Source organism: Collinsella aerofaciens (genome assembly GCF_015670745.1).
Lineage (GTDB): Bacteria > Actinomycetota > Coriobacteriia > Coriobacteriales > Coriobacteriaceae > Collinsella > Collinsella aerofaciens_T.
In genome coordinates, this window is the sequence record NZ_JADPCH010000001.1 from 37,274 (window position 1) to 53,328 (window position 16,055).

At 61.7% G+C, this 16,055-nt stretch carries 12 protein-coding genes; 2 read left to right on the plus strand and 10 right to left on the minus strand.

All coding sequences use genetic code 11. The features are described 5' to 3' along the window. Positions 1–14: 14 nt before the first annotated feature. On the minus strand, positions 15–284 hold the full coding sequence (locus I4W07_RS00155; protein ID WP_022095134.1) for a hypothetical protein: 270 nt from the start codon (positions 282–284) through the stop codon (positions 15–17). 168 nt (positions 285–452) lie between these two features. Here I4W07_RS00155 and I4W07_RS00160 point away from each other — a divergent pair, with 168 nt between their 5' ends. Continuing rightward, positions 453–1,502: a PDDEXK nuclease domain-containing protein gene (locus tag I4W07_RS00160; RefSeq protein ID WP_229055537.1), complete on the plus strand. Its 1,050-nt coding sequence runs from the start codon at positions 453–455 to the stop codon at positions 1,500–1,502. A gap of 395 nt (positions 1,503–1,897) precedes the next feature. Here I4W07_RS00160 and I4W07_RS00165 read toward each other — a convergent pair whose 3' ends face one another. After that, complete coding sequence (locus tag I4W07_RS00165) at positions 1,898–3,235, minus strand: TFIIB-type zinc ribbon-containing protein (RefSeq protein ID WP_196025220.1); 1,338 nt, start codon at positions 3,233–3,235, stop codon at positions 1,898–1,900. Positions 3,236–3,453: 218 nt separating this feature from the next. On the opposite strand from I4W07_RS00165, the gene I4W07_RS00170 reads away from it, so the two are divergent. After that, the gene (locus I4W07_RS00170; protein WP_196025221.1) at positions 3,454–4,635 is read left to right on the plus strand and encodes a cation diffusion facilitator family transporter; all 1,182 of its coding nucleotides are present in this window, start codon (positions 3,454–3,456) and stop codon (positions 4,633–4,635) included. An 18-nt stretch (positions 4,636–4,653) separates the two neighbouring features. On the opposite strand, the gene I4W07_RS00175 is transcribed toward I4W07_RS00170, so the two are convergent. The 8 genes from I4W07_RS00175 to I4W07_RS00210 form a co-directional block, all read right to left on the minus strand. Continuing rightward, a complete protein-coding gene (locus I4W07_RS00175; protein WP_196025222.1) occupies positions 4,654–5,622 on the minus strand; it encodes a hypothetical protein in 969 nt (322 codons plus the stop codon). A gap of 180 nt (positions 5,623–5,802) precedes the next feature. Beyond that, positions 5,803–7,470, minus strand: coding sequence for a formate--tetrahydrofolate ligase (locus I4W07_RS00180; RefSeq protein WP_196025223.1), 1,668 nt, complete (start codon positions 7,468–7,470; stop codon positions 5,803–5,805). A 144-nt stretch (positions 7,471–7,614) separates the two neighbouring features. After that, positions 7,615–8,682 (minus strand): Holliday junction branch migration DNA helicase RuvB, encoded by a 1,068-nt coding sequence (gene ruvB, locus I4W07_RS00185; protein ID WP_022095140.1) that lies wholly within the window; start codon positions 8,680–8,682, stop codon positions 7,615–7,617. Beyond that, entirely contained in the window at positions 8,682–9,302 is a 621-nt protein-coding gene (gene ruvA / locus I4W07_RS00190) for a Holliday junction branch migration protein RuvA (RefSeq protein WP_099431955.1), read from the minus strand. The genes ruvB and ruvA overlap by 1 nt, the downstream gene beginning before the upstream one ends. Beyond that, positions 9,302–9,823, minus strand: a complete 522-nt coding sequence (ruvC, locus tag I4W07_RS00195; protein ID WP_118405685.1) for a crossover junction endodeoxyribonuclease RuvC — start codon at positions 9,821–9,823, stop codon at positions 9,302–9,304. The genes ruvA and ruvC overlap by 1 nt, the downstream gene beginning before the upstream one ends. A 137-nt stretch (positions 9,824–9,960) precedes the next feature. Further along, complete coding sequence (locus I4W07_RS00200; RefSeq protein WP_196025224.1) at positions 9,961–11,946, minus strand: NAD(+) synthetase; 1,986 nt, start codon at positions 11,944–11,946, stop codon at positions 9,961–9,963. A 117-nt stretch (positions 11,947–12,063) separates the two neighbouring features. Beyond that, positions 12,064–12,426, minus strand: a complete 363-nt coding sequence (locus tag I4W07_RS00205) for a desulfoferrodoxin family protein (RefSeq protein WP_196025225.1) — start codon at positions 12,424–12,426, stop codon at positions 12,064–12,066. Positions 12,427–12,576: 150 nt separating this feature from the next. Next, positions 12,577–16,041 (minus strand): DEAD/DEAH box helicase, encoded by a 3,465-nt coding sequence (locus tag I4W07_RS00210; protein ID WP_196025226.1) that lies wholly within the window; start codon positions 16,039–16,041, stop codon positions 12,577–12,579. Positions 16,042–16,055 lie beyond the last annotated feature (14 nt).

A 16,055-nucleotide genomic window follows, 5' to 3' on the forward strand; every position in this document is an offset into this window, starting at 1 on the left:
AACGCCGCCATAGGCTACATCACCATGTTCAGCGCGTTAACAAACTCCTGGGCCTTCGCACGGCTGCTCAGGCTAAAAACACAAGCAGTCAACAGCCTGTTACGCAGAAAAACATCGCGGCCCTTGATCCTGTTGACCCCCGTAATGTCCTTAAGATAGACAATCTCGGTGTGCTTGCCACCAAAAGTGCCCTTCTTGAGCACCTCGATACGATTGGGGTAGATCTTAACGTCTTTAAACCTACCCGAACCTTTGTCCTGGAATAGCAGCGTGTTGTTGTCCATACGCGTCACTCCCGTGGGGTTCGCTAAAACTGTCTCTATTGCCACATTTTAGTCACCGCAAGGCTCCCATGCGAAGGTGCCAGACAGCAAAGCAATTCGTGTCCGCGCGAGGCTTTAAACTAAATGCAATCAAGATGCATTCCACAAGAGGAAAGTGAGGCGACAGTGATGGGCGAACTGGTAAACCGTGGAGAATCGGCAATCGTGCCCGAAGGTTTTTACAAGCAGGTCTCCTCAATTCTCAACGCCGCTCGCGACAAGGCCTATACCGCCGTTAACTTTGCGATGGTTGAGGCGTATTGGGAGATCGGCAAGAGCATTGTTGACGAGCAGGGCGGAGAGGAGCGCGCAGCATATGGGGAGGCATTGATTGCAGGCCTCTCCAGAAGGCTTACCGCGGATTTCGGAAGAGGCTTTGGCATCGCAAACCTTCGCAATATGCGTCAGTTCTTTCTTGCGTTTCCAATTCGCGACGCACTGCGTAGCGAATTGAGCTGGACTCATTACCGCAGGTTGATGCGCATCCCCGACCCTGATGCTCGCGCCTGGTACATGAACGAATGCGCCGATTCTCGTTGGAGCACGCGTCAGCTCGAGCGCCAGATCAACACCATGTTCCGCGAGCGCCTACTTGCCAGCAAGGACAAAGAGGCCGTCACCCAGGAAATCCAAAAGAGCGCCCCGGCTCGTCGCCCCGAGGATATCATCCGCGACCCATATGTACTGGAGTTTTTAGGTTTCTCGGACGATGCTACGTTTCGTGAGAGCGATCTAGAGCAGGCGCTCATCACGCATCTTCAGAAGTTCCTGCTGGAGCTTGGCCGTGGCTTCGCTTTCGAGGCGCGCCAAAAGCGCATCACCTTTGATGGGCGCCATTTCTATATTGACCTTGTTTTTTACAACTATCTGATGCGCTGCTTCGTGCTCATCGACCTTAAGACCGATGACCTTACGCATCAGGACCTGAGCCAGATGCAAATGTATGTGAACTACTACACGCGCGAACTCATGAACGAAGGCGACAATCCGCCCATAGGCATCGTGCTCTGCGCGGACAAAAGCGATTCGATCGTCGAGTACACGCTGCCCGAAGACAACGACCAAGTGTTTGCCGCCAAATACCTGCCATATCTTCCAAGCAAGGAAGAGCTGGCGCGCGAGCTGAGTGCCGAGTACCGCGCCATCAACGAAGCGACCAATGGCGAAACGCAAGGGTAGCAGCACGTTGCGACCGAAACCACCGCAGCCGTCGCAGGCGCACTCGCGGTTGCGACGCACGCTACGAAACAATACCGGTCATGGACGCCGGCAACGACATTCTAGCCGTGGCTGGCGAGCGTGACCTGACAGGCAAAGACGCGGCCTTCGTCTGATGTTGGTCCATTGGCTGCCACAGAAAAGGGCCGGTTGCAGCCGGCCCTTTAGACGATAGCACCTGCGTTGCCCGCGCTTCCGAAGTGTGACTAACTGAGGAGCGGGTTCCGTGGCACAACCTGATCTTGCCCAGCGAGGCGGCCCTTTTGCAGCCGGTCCACCGTTTATTTACATCTACCCCCTGCCAAACTACCGGATGGCAGCCCCCATGCCTGCGAGCCGTCCCGTGCTGCGCTTCCCTACTTCCCAAAGATCGCAGCGAGCAAGCCCTTGCGTTTGGGCTTCTCCTCTCGGCAGGAACCCTCGGCAACCGCTGCAACCTGGCGCGGTTGCTCGCCGCCTCCACGGCGCACGATCTGGTATAGGAACGGAGATTTAACATATTTGACCTCGACGGGCGTGGCGTGTACGGTGCTCTCACCGGACAGATGCAGGCTCGGGCTGAGCGGCGCCACGATATGCGTTTCGCGCTTGTCGCTAAACACCACCGCGGCCGCACGACCCGTCTGGCCGTTTACGGCAATGCGCACCTGCTCGCCATCGCGGCCATCCGTCGCCGGACGATCGACAAAGTAGACCGGCACCATCACCAGGCCATCCTTATGCTTGCGGGCCTTGCGCGCCCAGGTTCGGATGCTCTTTTTATTGAGCCCCAGTACGGCCTCGGCATCGTTGCCCGCAACGTCGAGCGCCAACTTATCAATGACCACCTGGTCCTTGGTAGATGCATCGACGGAGACAACGCGGAAGTCGCCTTCCTGCATGGCGGGATCGAACGGACCGACCTTGGCAAAGTCCCACGGCTCCAAAATGCCCATGAGGCGAACGTCCAGGTAGTTTGCTCTGGGGTATGCCCAGTCGAGCACCTCGTAGTACACCAGGGTTTCCTTGCTCAGGCCCTTGCCCGGGAAGCTCGCCATCATGCGCAGGTCCGCCAGCGCCATGGGGAAATAGAAGAGCATCATGTCGTTTTGGATCGCATCTTCCACGTCGTGCCCGGCAAAGGCATCCGGATACTGGCGCACCAGCTGCAGCGCGTTGGCACGTGCCTGCTGCGGCGAGATTTCGCAGGGAATACCCTGATCCGGCACATACTCCGCACCCACGCCCATGGTCAGACGCTTGCTAAACGTCCCTGGCTTGAGCAGGTCCGCAATGCCGATCTTATTGCCGCAGGACGGGCACTCAAACACGCGCTGGGTCGACTCGCCCTCAAAGGACGCACCACAGAAGGGGCAAGGAATGCTCACATGCGTGGCCTCTTGGAACTCCTGCGCCGTGCCGCGATCCTCCCACAGCAGATGTTCCAGGACCGACTGATTGCGCCAGTGCGAATTGAAGAAATACCAGTCCGGGTCCTCCGGGCGCTCGAGTTGCGACACATGCGTGAGCTTGAGCAGTCCATTCACCACCGTCAGCGGCGTATGGCGAATGCCCAGGGCGCTCTTGGGCTCCCCCGCATCAGCCTGCCACGGAACGACCGTGCCGCAATAGGCGCACTCAAAGCTGCGCTTAGCCTGGTGCGAGTACATAGGGCCGCCGCAGTTTTGACATTTAATGGCAAACATCTCGTCCATGGAAACGTCCTCCTTTGCACAGGGGCTGTCGACATTAAGTATGTCGAGCAAGCAGGCACATGCCCATACCCATGTGGCCCAAAATGGACCACCCAGGCAGACGAGAAGGCTCGCTCGTTAGCACCGGCAGACTATTGCTGCATTTTCTGAGCATCGGTGCACGGCGCCCCCGCGCGAGCTACACTATCCCCTTAAACATGATTGTGAGGACGACCGCTATGCTATTTGTAAATCGGCTGGTACATACGCTTGTTCCCGGCAGTGAGAGCGAGCCGGTCGATGCATCTTGCCGCACCAACGCGGGCTTTTCCGCAAGCCTCGTCTGCATTGGCCTCAACATCACCCTGTGCCTAGCCAAGGGCATCGCGGGCCTGCTCGCCGGTTCCGTCTCCCTCATCGCCGACGCTTTCAACAACCTCTCCGATGCCTCGAGCAACATCGTGAGCCTGCTCGGGTTCCGCCTTGCCAGCCGCCCGGCAGACGAAGGCCACCCCTATGGCCACGGCCGCTATGAATACCTAGCCGGCCTATTCGTCGCCGTCCTGGTTTGCGCCGTCGGCATCAACCTGATCCTCGAGTCGGTCGCTAAGATCATCAAGCCTTCCCCCACTGCATATTCGGTGCTCTCCTTAGCCGCCCTCGTCTTGTCCATGCTCGTTAAGCTCTGGATGGCAGCGTTCAACCGCACGCTGGGCAACCGCATCGATTCCGAGACGCTCATCGCCACGGCGCAGGACTCCAAAAACGACGTCATCACCTCGGGCTCGGTCTTGGTGGCGGCGCTTATTTCGCAGACGACCGGCTTTGATCTCGATGGCTGGGCAGGCCTGGGTGTGGGCGTCTTCATCTGCATCAGCGGTCTGGGCCTGGTGCGCGACGCCATCAGCCCGTTGCTGGGGCAAGCGCCCGACCCCAAGCTCGTCCAGGCAATCCGCGACAAGATCATGTCCTATCCGCAGGTCTTGGGCACACACGACCTCATGGTGCACGACTACGGCCCCGGTCGTCAGTTTGCCAGCGCCCACGTGGAGATGCCCGGCGAGGGCGACGCGTTTGAGCACCACGAGATTCTGGACACCATCGAGCACGACATCAAGCGCCAGATGGGCATTGGTATCACGCTGCACTGCGACCCCATCGCGACAACCGGCGATGACTTGCGCGGCTGGGTCAAGCGCGGCGTCATGCAGATCGATCCCGCGCTCTCCATCCACGATCTGCACGAGCACGACGGGTTCGTTTCGTTTGACCTGGTGCGTCCCGACGGCTTTGACATATCCGACGAGGAGCTGCTGGAGCTCGTCACGCGCATCGTGCACGAGCGCCGGCCCGATGTCTCATGCGTCGTCACGTTTGATTCGGGCTTCAGCTCGCCCGAGCGTCCGGCCGAGCAGCTGTAGCCCCGCTCCGCTCGTCCGCTAGTTTCCCTGCGCGCCCGAGATGCCGTTTTGCAGGGCGTTCCAGGCATCCGTCGCCATGCCGCCCAAGTTCTGCGCGGTATCGCCCAGGTTCTGAGCGGTGTCGCCCAGCTCCTGCGCCTTGTTGCTCAAGTCCTCCAGCGTATTGGAGCTCGAGCTGTCGGTACCGCTTTGGCCGTCGGACGAGTTGCCCGAACTGTTCTTGTGCGTGAGTTGAATTTCGAGGTTGCCGTTGTCGTTATAGTAGGCAGAAGTAACGACCCAGTTGGCATCGACGACGGGCGTTGAGCCATCATCAGTCAGGACCACGGCATTCGAAAGATCGGCGCCGCGCGACTTGAGGATCTTCTTGGCGTTGGACCAGTACTGCCCCGGGATATCACTCAAATCGACGGTGCTAGACGAGGCGGACTCGGTTTGCTCGGCAGTGGTATCGGCCGTTGAACTCCCTCGCTTGTTGAGCATGCCCGACACGATGGCAAACACAACCGACAGCGCAAAGAAGATCGCCAGCACGATGAGGATCTTCTTAATCACGCTCGACGAACGCGACGGCGTCTCTTCCTCGTCCTCGCCATATTGCGGAATCGACTTGGGGTACTCGCGATACGGCTCGCGCGACTCGTAGCGAGGCTGCGCCGTGCGAGGCATATACGTCGTCTGCTGAGGCTGCGGAATGGGATTCTGCGGCAGGTCATCATAGGGATTCGGCGTCGAGGCGGCATAAGAATCCTGCGGCGCGTAATCAAACGGGTCTGCCGCCGCGTTGCCATAGGGGCTTTGCAAAGATGCAGCGTAAGGGTCCTGCGCCGCGTCGCCATAGCCCATAACTCGTGTGGGCTCGGCAGAAGGCTGCGTCGCGGCGGGGTCGACATAACCGGGGTTGGGAACAACGCGGGTCGCATCGGCGCTATCGCCAGCCTGCGCGGAACCGCAGCCGCCCATCACGGTTGTCTTGTCCTGATCCATGCAACGATTCCTTTCCGTCGCCTGTAAGCATCAAGTTATCCATGCATTCTACCAGCGCAAAAGCCTATGATGGGCAGAGTCCGTCGGTATCTACAAGACATGCGCGGGCCTAAGGATCAAAAAGCCCCGCCGGGCCTTGGTAGGCTCGACGGGGCGGGCAAGCGGCTATGAGCAGCGAGCTTAGAACAGGCCGGTGATGTTGCCGTCGTTGTCGACGTCGATGTTCTCGGCCGCAGGGACCTTGGGCAGGCCCGGCATGGTCAGAACACTGCCAGTCAGTGCGACCACAAAGTGGGCGCCGGCGGAAACCTTGAGCTCACGCACCGTGATGCGGAAGTTCTCGGGAGCGCCCAGGGCCTTGGCGTTGTCGCTAAAGCTGTACTGCGTCTTGGCGACGCACACCGGCAGGTTGCCAAAGCCATTCTCGCGCAGCTCGGCGAGCTGGCGCTTGGCGGCCGGCGTAAAGTCAACGCCGTCGGCGCGGTAGACCTTGGTGGCAACGGCCTCGAGGGCATCAGCGACATCAGCGCCGTCCTCATAGGCAAACTTGAGCTCGCTCGGCTGCTCAATCAGACGCATGACCTCATCGGCAAGCTCGAGCGCGCCCTCGCCGCCCTTGGCCCAGACCTCGGAAAGCTTAACGTTGACGCCGAGCTTCTGGCACTCGGACTCAATGAGCGCGAGCTCGGCCTCGGTGTCCGTCGGGAAGCGGTTGATGGCAACCACGCAGGGCAGACCATATACGTTCTGGATGTTGTCGACGTGACGCAGCAGGTTGGGCATGCCAGCCTTGAGTGCCTCGAGGTTCTCCTCGTTGAGATCGGCCTTGGCGACGCCACCGTTGTACTTAAGCGCGCGAGCGGTGGCGACGACCACGACGGCGTTGGGACGAACGCCCGTCATGCGGCACTTGATGTCCAGGAATTTCTCGGCACCCAGGTCGGCACCAAAGCCCGCCTCGGTAATGGCGACATCGCCAAAACGCATAGCCATACGCGTGGCCATGATGGAGTTGCAGCCGTGGGCGATATTGGCGAAGGGACCGCCGTGGACAAACGCGGGCGTGCCCTCGAGCGTCTGCACCAGATTGGGCTTGAGCGCATCCTTGAGCAGTGCGGCCATAGCTCCCTGGGCCTTAAGGTCGCGGGCGCGGACGGGCTCGCCGGCATAGCTATAGCCGACAACGATCTCGCCCAAGCGCTCCTTAAGATCGCTGATGCTCGTGGACAGGCACAGGATCGCCATGACCTCGGAGGCAACGGTGATATCGAAGCCGTCCTCGCGCGGCACGCCCTGGGCCTTACCGCCAATGCCGTCGATAACATGGCGCAGCTGGCGGTCGTTCATGTCGACAACGCGCTTCCAGGTAATGCGCTTAACATCGATACCGAGCTGATTGCCCTGCTGGATGTGGTTATCAAGCATGGCGGCCAGCAGGTTATTGGCGGCACCGATAGCGTGGAAGTCGCCGGTAAAGTGCAGGTTGATATCCTCCATGGGGATGACCTGAGCCCAGCCGCCGCCGGCAGCACCGCCCTTAACGCCAAAGACGGGGCCGAGCGAAGGCTCGCGCAGGGCCACGGCACTCTTGACGCCGCGACGACGCAGGCCATCGGCCAGACCGATGGTCGTGGTGGTCTTGCCCTCGCCCGCAGGCGTGGGGTTGATGGCGGTCACGAGGACAAGCTTGGCCTGGTGATCAGTCGGCTCGTTGAGCAGTGAATAGTCGACCTTAGCCTTGTCGAAGCCGTACGGAATCAGGTGCTTAACGTCGACGCCGGCGTTCTTGGCCACCTCGGTAATAGGCAGTGGCGTGACAGAACGTGCGATTTCGATGTCAGTAGGCATGGGCGGTCCTTTCGTTACCGAATGAGAAAAAGACCAATTCAGCATAGCACGGGCGCGCAATAGTAAAACGCCCATAACCGATGAACGGCGATATGTTTACCCGATGCCCAGCGATAGTCCAACAGCCCGCCAAAACAAAGCGCCCTAAACGGTAGGTTCAATCCCCAGGTGCTCAAAGGTGCGAAGGGTTGCCTGACGGCCCTGCGGCGTACGAATCATCAACCCGCACTGCAGCAAATAGGGCTCATAGACATCCTCGAGCGTGCCCGGGTCCTCGCCCACCGCGCTGGCAAGGGTCGTAAGTCCCACGGCACGACCGGAGAACGTCTTGGCAAGCGTCTCCAAGATACGAATATCCATCCAGTCCAGACCGAGCTCGTCGATCTCGAAGAACTCGAGCGCCTGACGGCAGATATCGAGCTCAATGGGACCGTTGCCGCGCACCTGTGCATAGTCGCGCACGCGCTTGAGCAGGCGGTTGGCAAGACGTGGCGTACCGCGCGAACGCGAGCCGATCTCGAGTGCACTGGGATGATCGATCGTCACGCCCAGGATAGTCGCCGAGCGCGTCACAATCTGCGCGAGCTCCTCGACCGTGTAGTAATCCAGGCGATATGAAATGCCAAAGCGGTCGCGCAACGGGCCTGTCAACATGCCTGAGCGGGTCGTTGCCGCTACCAGCGTAAATTTGGGAATATCCAGGCGAATCGAGCGCGCCGCCGGACCCTTGCCAATCACGATATCGAGGGCAAAATCCTCCATCGCGGGGTACAGGACCTCCTCGACCGAACGGTTGAGGCGGTGGATCTCGTCGATAAACAGCACATCACCCGGCTGCAAGTTAGTAAGGATGGCCGCCAGGTCGCCCGTGCGCGCGATGGCAGGGCCACTCGTGGTCTTGATCTGAGCGCCCAGCTCGTTGGCGATAACGGTGGCCAGCGTGGTCTTGCCCAGGCCCGGAGGACCCGAGAAAATCACGTGGTCGAGCGTCTCACCACGGCTCTGCGCCGCTTCGATCAACACGCGCAGGCTCTGCTTGATGTGCTCCTGGCCACAGTAATCGTCCAGGCGCTGGGGGCGCAAAGTGCGGTCGACATCGAGGTCCTCGGCCGTCAGCTCCGAGCCCACCATGCGCTCGCCGTGCGCCATGGATGCCGCCGGCGAGTTGCCGGGCGTCGCCCACAGGTCCTGAGAGTCATCGGCTTCCCACATCACGCATCCATTCCGAGTCGCTTAAGCGCCGCGCCGAGCAGATCCTCGACACGCATATTCTGCCCATCATACCCGCTCAGGGCAACATCGGTCTCCTGCGGGCTAAAGCCCATGGAAAGGAGTGCCGCACGGGCATCGTCGATCGCCGAGGGAGCGGCAGCGGGCACGGGCATCGCAACCTGTCCGGGAATCACGTCGACCGGCACAAAGCCCTTATCCTTGGCAAAGGTGCTCTTGAGTTCCAGGATCAGGCGCTGAGCTGTCTTTTTGCCCACACCGGGTACCTTGGCCATGCCCTTGTCGTCCTCGGCCATCACCAGCGAATACAGCTGCCCCACGGTATAGGTGGAAAGCACGGCAAGCGCCAGGCGCGGGCCAACGCCCGAAACGGACACGAGCCGGTCGAACATCGTGCGCTCATCCTTTGAGGAAAAACCGAAAAGTGTCATGGCGTCCTCGCGCACCTGCATACGCGTGTAGAGACGGACCTCGCCGCCGGGCGTCGGCAACGTGGCCGCAGTGCTGCCCGAGATGCCGAGTTCAAAGCCAACGCCCGACACATCGACGACAGCAGAGCTCATCGTGGACTCGACAAGCGTTCCGTGGAGCTGGGAAATCATCAGTATCCGGTTCCTCTCTGTTGATAGAACTCGCCACCGGTGAGGGCGCGGGTGCGGCTGAGGTTTACGTGGCAGATGGCGCAGGCCAGGGCATCGGCGGCATGGTCGGGATGCGGGTCGTGGTCGAGCTGTGTTAGCGTGCGTACCATATAGGCGACCTGCCGCTTGTCCGCGGCGCCGGTGCCCACCACAGCCTGTTTGATCTGCATGGGCGTGTACTCGCCAATCTCGAGCGCGCATTCCGAAAGCGCTACGAGTGCAGCACCGCGGGCATGCGCCGTGGGGATGGCCGAACGAACGTTGGCGCCAAAGTAGATGCTCTCGACAGCAGCTGTGTCGGGTCGATAACGCTCGACGACATCCTTAAGGTCACGGGCGATATGCGACAGGCGCACCGCAAGCGGGCTGCCCGCGCTGGTCTCGATGCAACCGTAGGCACGGCAGCGAACCTCGCCACGCCGCTCCTCGATAATCCCCCAACCCGTATGAGCCAAACCGGGGTCAATGCCCAAGATAACCAAGCCGACCTCCCCTCGCCACAAGCACAGCGCAAGACAAGGCCCCGCGCATCATTCACGAACGTCTGTTCTAGAATAACACAACGGGGCCAAGATGCTTAGTTGAAGTATCGGGGTTGGAAGCGAATCCTATCCCATAGTTAGTTCTGCGAGAAAAAGGGGAACTGCCTCGGATCTACTGGCGGGTGCGGCATCGGGCCACCCTGGGGACTACCTTGCGAGCCGCCCTGACCGCCCATCATCTTATCGATGGCGTCCTGAACCTCGCCCTCGAACTTTTTCATTCCCTCGTGTAAACGACGCTGACCGTCCTCAGAGCGCAGCTCCTCCATCTGCTCGGGCGAAATGCCCAACAGGTCACCCAATATGCCCATCATCTCGCCACGCATGCGCTCGCTTGTATCCTCGTCGGCAAAGCGGTTCACCTCGGCGCGCGCCAGCGCATCGACCGTCATGCGTTCCTTGCCGCTCAGCCCCAGGTCGGACCACGCGAGCATGTACGGCCAGGCGCGCTCAACAAACGAACGGGCCGAGACGATCGGCGCCGTCGGCAGCATGCGGCGGGCGGCCTCGCCCTGACGCACGAGCATCAGCAGCAGCGAGCAAGCCTCGGGCTTGCCGGCGGCCATCGGGATGTCGTCGAAAGATCGATTGCGGTCCACGTGCGCCTCGAGCGCGCCATCGACCTCACCCGGCTCAAGCCCGCCGAGCAGCTGTGCCGCGCGGTCGAGCATATCGACCGGACCGTCGAGCGTCGAGAGCGCCTGCGCCAGCACGCGCTCCATACAATCTTCCACCGCGTTGAGCGTCACGAGCTCTTGGGGCACCACGGCAGACGTGCGGTTGCGCACACGCGCCACAAACTCAAGCGTCGACAGGTACACATCGCCAAAGGGCGCAAAGTCGCCCTGGTAACCGCCGCAAAGCGCCGGCGCCGCCAGCGCATACTCGGTTTTGGACAGCGGGCTCAGCGCCATCGCACCCAGCTCGAGCGCCGTGTCCTCCAGCATGAGGCCCAGCGTGCGCGAGCGCAGACGCTCGGCATCGCCCGCCGACACGTCGCGATCGAGCACACGCGCCGCATTCGGTGCATCGCGCTCGACGGTGCGAATGTGCAAACGCTCGGCGATGGCGCGGACGGCGGCACAGCGGGCAGCCTCGGCCTCTTCCTGCGCCGGCGTAAAGATACGGTTGCGCCCCAGCACCAGGCCAATCACATTGCGCGGACCCAGAGCGTCGACGGCCAGCGCCGCCAGCAGGGACGACGGCAAGTCACCCTCGAGTGCCACCACAGCACGCGACGCACCGTGGGCTCGGGCGTTGTCGCGCACGGCGAGCACCAGCGCCTGCCACAGCCACTCCTCGGAACGGAACTCGGGCAGTTCGTGATCTTCCAGGGCATCGAGCATCACGCCACGCTGAATCTCCTGAACCAGCAGGCTCTCCTCAAAACACGGCGCCTGGGCCACCACGCGACCGCAGTCGTCGAGCACAAACGAACCGCCGGTATACACCGACTCGTCATAGGCACCGACCGGCGCCATGCAGGCAAACCACACGCTGCGCTTGGATGCGATCTTGCGGTAGGCGCCGCTGCGAACGGCGGCAATGGCGGCAGTCTCGCGGTCGGTCATGTCAAACGCGTTGAATTGGAAATACGCGATGAGGTCGACGCCGGTCGGCAACATCTCGAGCTCGCGGTCCAAGTCAAAAATCACGGCGATGCGCACGCCGTCCACGTCGAACACCGGCGGCGCCCAACGCGTGTCGTTGTTCTCGCCACGCTGCAAGGCAATGCTCGAACGCGCCGGCACCACATGACCGTCCTTGAGCATCATGTAGTCGAGCAGCGGCTGACCCTCAAACGAAACCGCCGCGGGCACGATGCAGATCATGTCAAGCTCCTGGATACGCTCGGCGACACCAGTCAAACCGGCAAGCACGTCGTGCTCAAAGTCGGCAGCGCCCACCAGGCCACCGGGCATGGCGCCCATAAAGAGCGGAGCCGGAACGCACAGCACGCGCGCCCCGCGCTCGTGGGCCAGACGAGCCTGGTCCTCGATGCGGCCGCAAATGCCCTCAATATCACCCAGGCGCATATCGATCTGTGCAAGCGCGAGCTTCATGGCCCAGCCCTTTCCGTCGTAAACCATCGAAATCGTAGTAAAAGCGCCGGCCGCATAATGCAGCCGGCGCTTGCATGTGCATATGCTAGCTATGATACCCCGAGCGGGGGCGCGCTCCTAGAATGTCGCGGACCACAGCCCGTGCAGGTTGCAGTAGGCATAGACGGTACCGGTCTTGGAGCCGCCCGCGAAAAACGTCGCGGGTTTCATGCCGGGCTCAAGGTAATGGACCTCTAAGCGGCCCTCGGCCTCAAGGGCGATCCACTCAATATAGTGCTCGGGCAGGCTGGGATGCTCGACCGAGCCCACGCGCGCACGGATCACGTGACCGTCGCGCTCGCTCTCGACAACAGGCACGTGCTTCTCGTGAGCCGCGTCCTCAGTGCTTGAAGTCAGTTCCGTGCAACCGGCAGGGGTCGCAACGCCGTCGCCAAGGGCGGCAACAAGCTTGCCGTCGGAGTCCTTAAAGAATTTCGCCATGATGTTCTCCTTTGCTGATGTGCCAATATTCCTGATGCTTCTTATGCCCAAAGGCAGGCGAACCATCCACGGCATGGCAAATGAACACATAACGGGCGGGAACGGTGAGGCGGCGCGTACTATCCGCCCTGGCGGCCCCACCCGAGCGGGTTAGCGCCCGTCGCCGCCGAGCAGCGCCAGAACATCCTCGCGCGTGAACAGCGCCGATGAGATGCCGTCGCCGCCGAGCACGCTGTTGACCAGATCGCGTTTGGACTCCTGCATCTGCATAATGCGCTCCTCGATCGTGTCCTTGGCGATGAGCTTGTACACGGTCACGGTGTGCTGCTGGCCAATGCGGTGGGCGCGATCGGTCGCCTGGTCCTGCGCGGCCACGTTCCACCACGGGTCGTAGTGAATGACCACGTCGGCAGCCGTCAAATTAAGGCCCACGCCGCCTGCCTTGAGCGAAATCAAGAACACCGGCACCTCGCCCGCTTGGAACTGTGCAACCATCTTGGCGCGGCCCTCCTTGGACGATGCACCTGTGAGCTTAAGGAAGGCGATGTCCTCCTTGGCCAAGCGCCTGCCGATGATATCGAGCATGCCCGTAAACTGGCTGAACAGCAAAATGCGATGACCGCCGTCGAGCGCGCCGTGGACGAGCTCCATGCACGTATCGAGCTTGGCGCTTCCCGCCTTATAGTCCGCATAGTGCAGATGCGGGTCGCAGCAGATCTGGCGCAGCTTGGTGAGCTCAGCAAGTACCTTGAGCTTGTCTTTCTTAAACTCCCCCGCCTCGCGGTGCTGCACTTGCTGGGCAATGCGATCCTGGTTGGCCAGGTAAAGCTTGCGCTGCTCTCCGGTAAGCTGCGCCATCACCGTATCCTCGATCTTCTCGGGCAGGTCGGCCACCACATCTTCCTTGACGCGACGCAGCACAAACGGCGATACGAGCGCCTGCAGACGAGCGGCACTGTCGCCCTCGGCATGCTCGACCGGGCTTTCGAAGCGCTTGGCAAACGACTCGCGCGTGCCGAGCAGGCCCGGCATTAAAAAGTCGAAGATGCTCCAGAGCTCGGATAGGCGGTTTTCGATGGGCGTGCCCGTCAGGGCAAAGCGCACGCCGGCAGGCAGGCGCTTTGCGGCGCGCGCCACCTGGGTGAGCGGGTTTTTAATGTACTGGGCCTCATCGAGCACCACGCGGGCAAAGTCCCGCTCGGCATACTCGTCGATATCGCGGCGCATGAGGTCATACGACGTCACGACCACGTTATGCTCGTCGGCGCCTGCTATCTGCACGCGGCGTTGAGCCTTGGCGCCCACGATGGCGCACACATCCAGCGAGGGCGCAAAGCGCTCCAGCTCGGCAGTCCAGTTGTACACGAGTGAGGCCGGGCATACCACGAGCGTGGGCTTGTTGTCCCCCGCCTCCACGCGCACCAGGATATGCGCGATCATCTGGAGCGTTTTGCCCAGGCCCATATCGTCGGCCAAGATACCGCCGAGGCCCAGATGCTCAAGCGAGCCGAGCCACTGGTAGCCGTCGACCTGGTAGCCACGCAGCGTGGCCTTGAGCGAGGCGGGTACCGTAAAGTCCATCTTGCCGAGCGTGTCCAGGCGCTCGACGGTACGGCGGAACGCAGCGTCGCGATCGGCCTCGAGCGCGGGCGTGCGTGCGAGCATGCCATCGACGAACAGGGTACTCGACGCGGGAAGCGACACGCCGTCGAGCAGGTCGACGGCATCGACGCCCAGGTCCTTGGCGAGGCCAAACGCGGCTCGAGCGCCCTCGTCCAGGCGAATGATGTCGCCGGACGTAAGGCGCGCAAACGTTTGATGGCGCTTGTAGGAGTCGAGGTAGATGGCAAGATCTGCCGCCGAAAGACCGCTCGCGCCCAGTTCAACATCGAGCAGGTTGCTCTTGACGGTGGCACGCACCGAAAGCTTGGGCGCAGGGCGCACCGAGATCTGGCGTAGGTGGTCGCTGAGCATGACCTCGCCCAGCTCGGACAGGGCAGACAGGCCCTCGGTCAGCAAGCAGAACAGGCTCTCGTCGTCGCGCTCCTCAAACGCCAGGCCGCCCTCGTAAAAGTCGAAATACAGGGCCGCCGTGTCCATAACGCGAAACTCTGCTATCTCGTCGCGCGGCGGCACGCCCGGGCGCTGTTCTTCGAAGGGGCTTCCCGGAGCACCCAGGCTAAAGAGATCTGCCGACCAGTCGCCGTAGGAAACCGTAATCTTGCAGGTCACGAGCCCGTCGTCGACACCGATTGCCATGGCAAAGCTCGGCTCGGGCGCCACGGTGTCGAGCACGGCGGGCGCGGTAAGGTCGGTGTAGTCGCGCAAAATGGGCAGCGCCATACGACAGAACTCCCCCACCTGGTCGACAGCGATATGGATCGGCGTGCGACAGGGCAGTAAGCGCGATAGGAACGGCGCCGCATGCTGGGCAAACGCTACATCGGCGCGGCGCGCACGGCGGGTGTCGACCAGATAGGCAACGTCGCCCGAAGCAAAGCAGTATGCATCGGCCGGCAGGCGTAGATCGTAGCTGCCGCCAGCCGCCGGCGCGATTTTGGCGGCAAGGAGCGGTGGGCGCTTAGACAGAGCCTCGTCCTCCCCTTCCGGAGGCATTTCAACCGCCACGTCATAGGTGCGATGCGTCGTCGTCCCCCGCGACCAGGCGGGCTCAAAGGAGATGGTCTGGCCACGCAGCAGGTCCAGCACATATACGATGCTATGCTCGGACAGCGGCAACTGACGCTCGGCGACAAAACCGCTGCGGGCAAAGTCGTACGACGCCGAACGCGAGCTTGTGATGTCATCGAGATAGGCAACTGTCGTCACAACAAGGTTGAGCAGCTTTGTCGACACGTCCTCGAAGGCTTCGGGCGTATGGACAAACGTGAGCTTCTTGCCGTACGAGAAGGTGCCGCCTCGGACATAGGCGTCGGCCATGCCGTCGATATCCTTGACCACGTAGGAGACCGATCCACAACGAATGCGAAGCTCGAGCGCCCAGCTAAAGCGGTCGGCAAACAGTGGATTGTAGTACGGCACCAACGAGGGCTCCAACACCGCCTTGGGGGCATCGGGATCCACACTGCCAGCGAGCTTGCGGCGCATGCTCGCCAGCTCATCCATGCGTGCGTCCGAAAGATCGGAGAGCGCCGCCATGAGGCTGGGACTCGTGGGGACGGGCGCCGGAAAGGGAAAGTTGGGATTGACGGCCGGCGCTTTGAGCGCGGTGCGCGCGGGCTGTTTCGGCTGCGCCGTAAACGTGCGGACCGGTGTGCGCAGCCCCTCAACAGGTTCAACGCCGCTGGCGTCCAGATACGCCAGCGCTGTAGCGATGGCATGCTTGCACATACCGGGGTAACGATAGGCGGCGGGGCAATCGCAGTCGTAGTCGATCACCTCGTGCTCGTCCATGTCGAGCGCCACGTGCGTCTTGTACAGGTCGCCGCGCGAACCGCGCACCGAGCCCTCAACCGTCACGTTTTTGGAGAAGCGCGAGCCGCTGTCCTCGATCGACAGCACGGCGCCGTTGAGCATGAGCGAACGCCCCTTCATAAAGGTGCCGCTCAACGCCGCCTCTTTGCGAAGCGCCTGCACAAACGTCCCCTGCGCCATCACTTCCTCCAATC

What these genes read in the sequence shown, in the direction of transcription:
- I4W07_RS00205 (WP_196025225.1), bottom strand. Translation starts at nt 12,426, where the DNA reads ATGGCGAAATTCTTTAAGGACTCCGACGGCAAGCTTGTTGCCGCCCTT.
- I4W07_RS00160 (WP_229055537.1), top strand. Translation starts at nt 453, where the DNA reads ATGGGCGAACTGGTAAACCGTGGAGAATCGGCAATCGTGCCCGAAGGT.
- I4W07_RS00165 (WP_196025220.1), bottom strand. Translation starts at nt 3,235, where the DNA reads ATGGACGAGATGTTTGCCATTAAATGTCAAAACTGCGGCGGCCCTATG.
- I4W07_RS00200 (WP_196025224.1), bottom strand. Translation starts at nt 11,946, where the DNA reads ATGAAGCTCGCGCTTGCACAGATCGATATGCGCCTGGGTGATATTGAG.
- I4W07_RS00170 (WP_196025221.1), top strand. Translation starts at nt 3,454, where the DNA reads ATGCTATTTGTAAATCGGCTGGTACATACGCTTGTTCCCGGCAGTGAG.
- ruvA (WP_099431955.1), bottom strand. Translation starts at nt 9,302, where the DNA reads ATGATTTCCCAGCTCCACGGAACGCTTGTCGAGTCCACGATGAGCTCT.
- ruvB (WP_022095140.1), bottom strand. Translation starts at nt 8,682, where the DNA reads ATGTGGGAAGCCGATGACTCTCAGGACCTGTGGGCGACGCCCGGCAAC.
- I4W07_RS00210 (WP_196025226.1), bottom strand. Translation starts at nt 16,041, where the DNA reads ATGGCGCAGGGGACGTTTGTGCAGGCGCTTCGCAAAGAGGCGGCGTTG.
- I4W07_RS00175 (WP_196025222.1), bottom strand. Translation starts at nt 5,622, where the DNA reads ATGGATCAGGACAAGACAACCGTGATGGGCGGCTGCGGTTCCGCGCAG.
- I4W07_RS00180 (WP_196025223.1), bottom strand. Translation starts at nt 7,470, where the DNA reads ATGCCTACTGACATCGAAATCGCACGTTCTGTCACGCCACTGCCTATT.
- I4W07_RS00155 (WP_022095134.1), bottom strand. Translation starts at nt 284, where the DNA reads ATGGACAACAACACGCTGCTATTCCAGGACAAAGGTTCGGGTAGGTTT.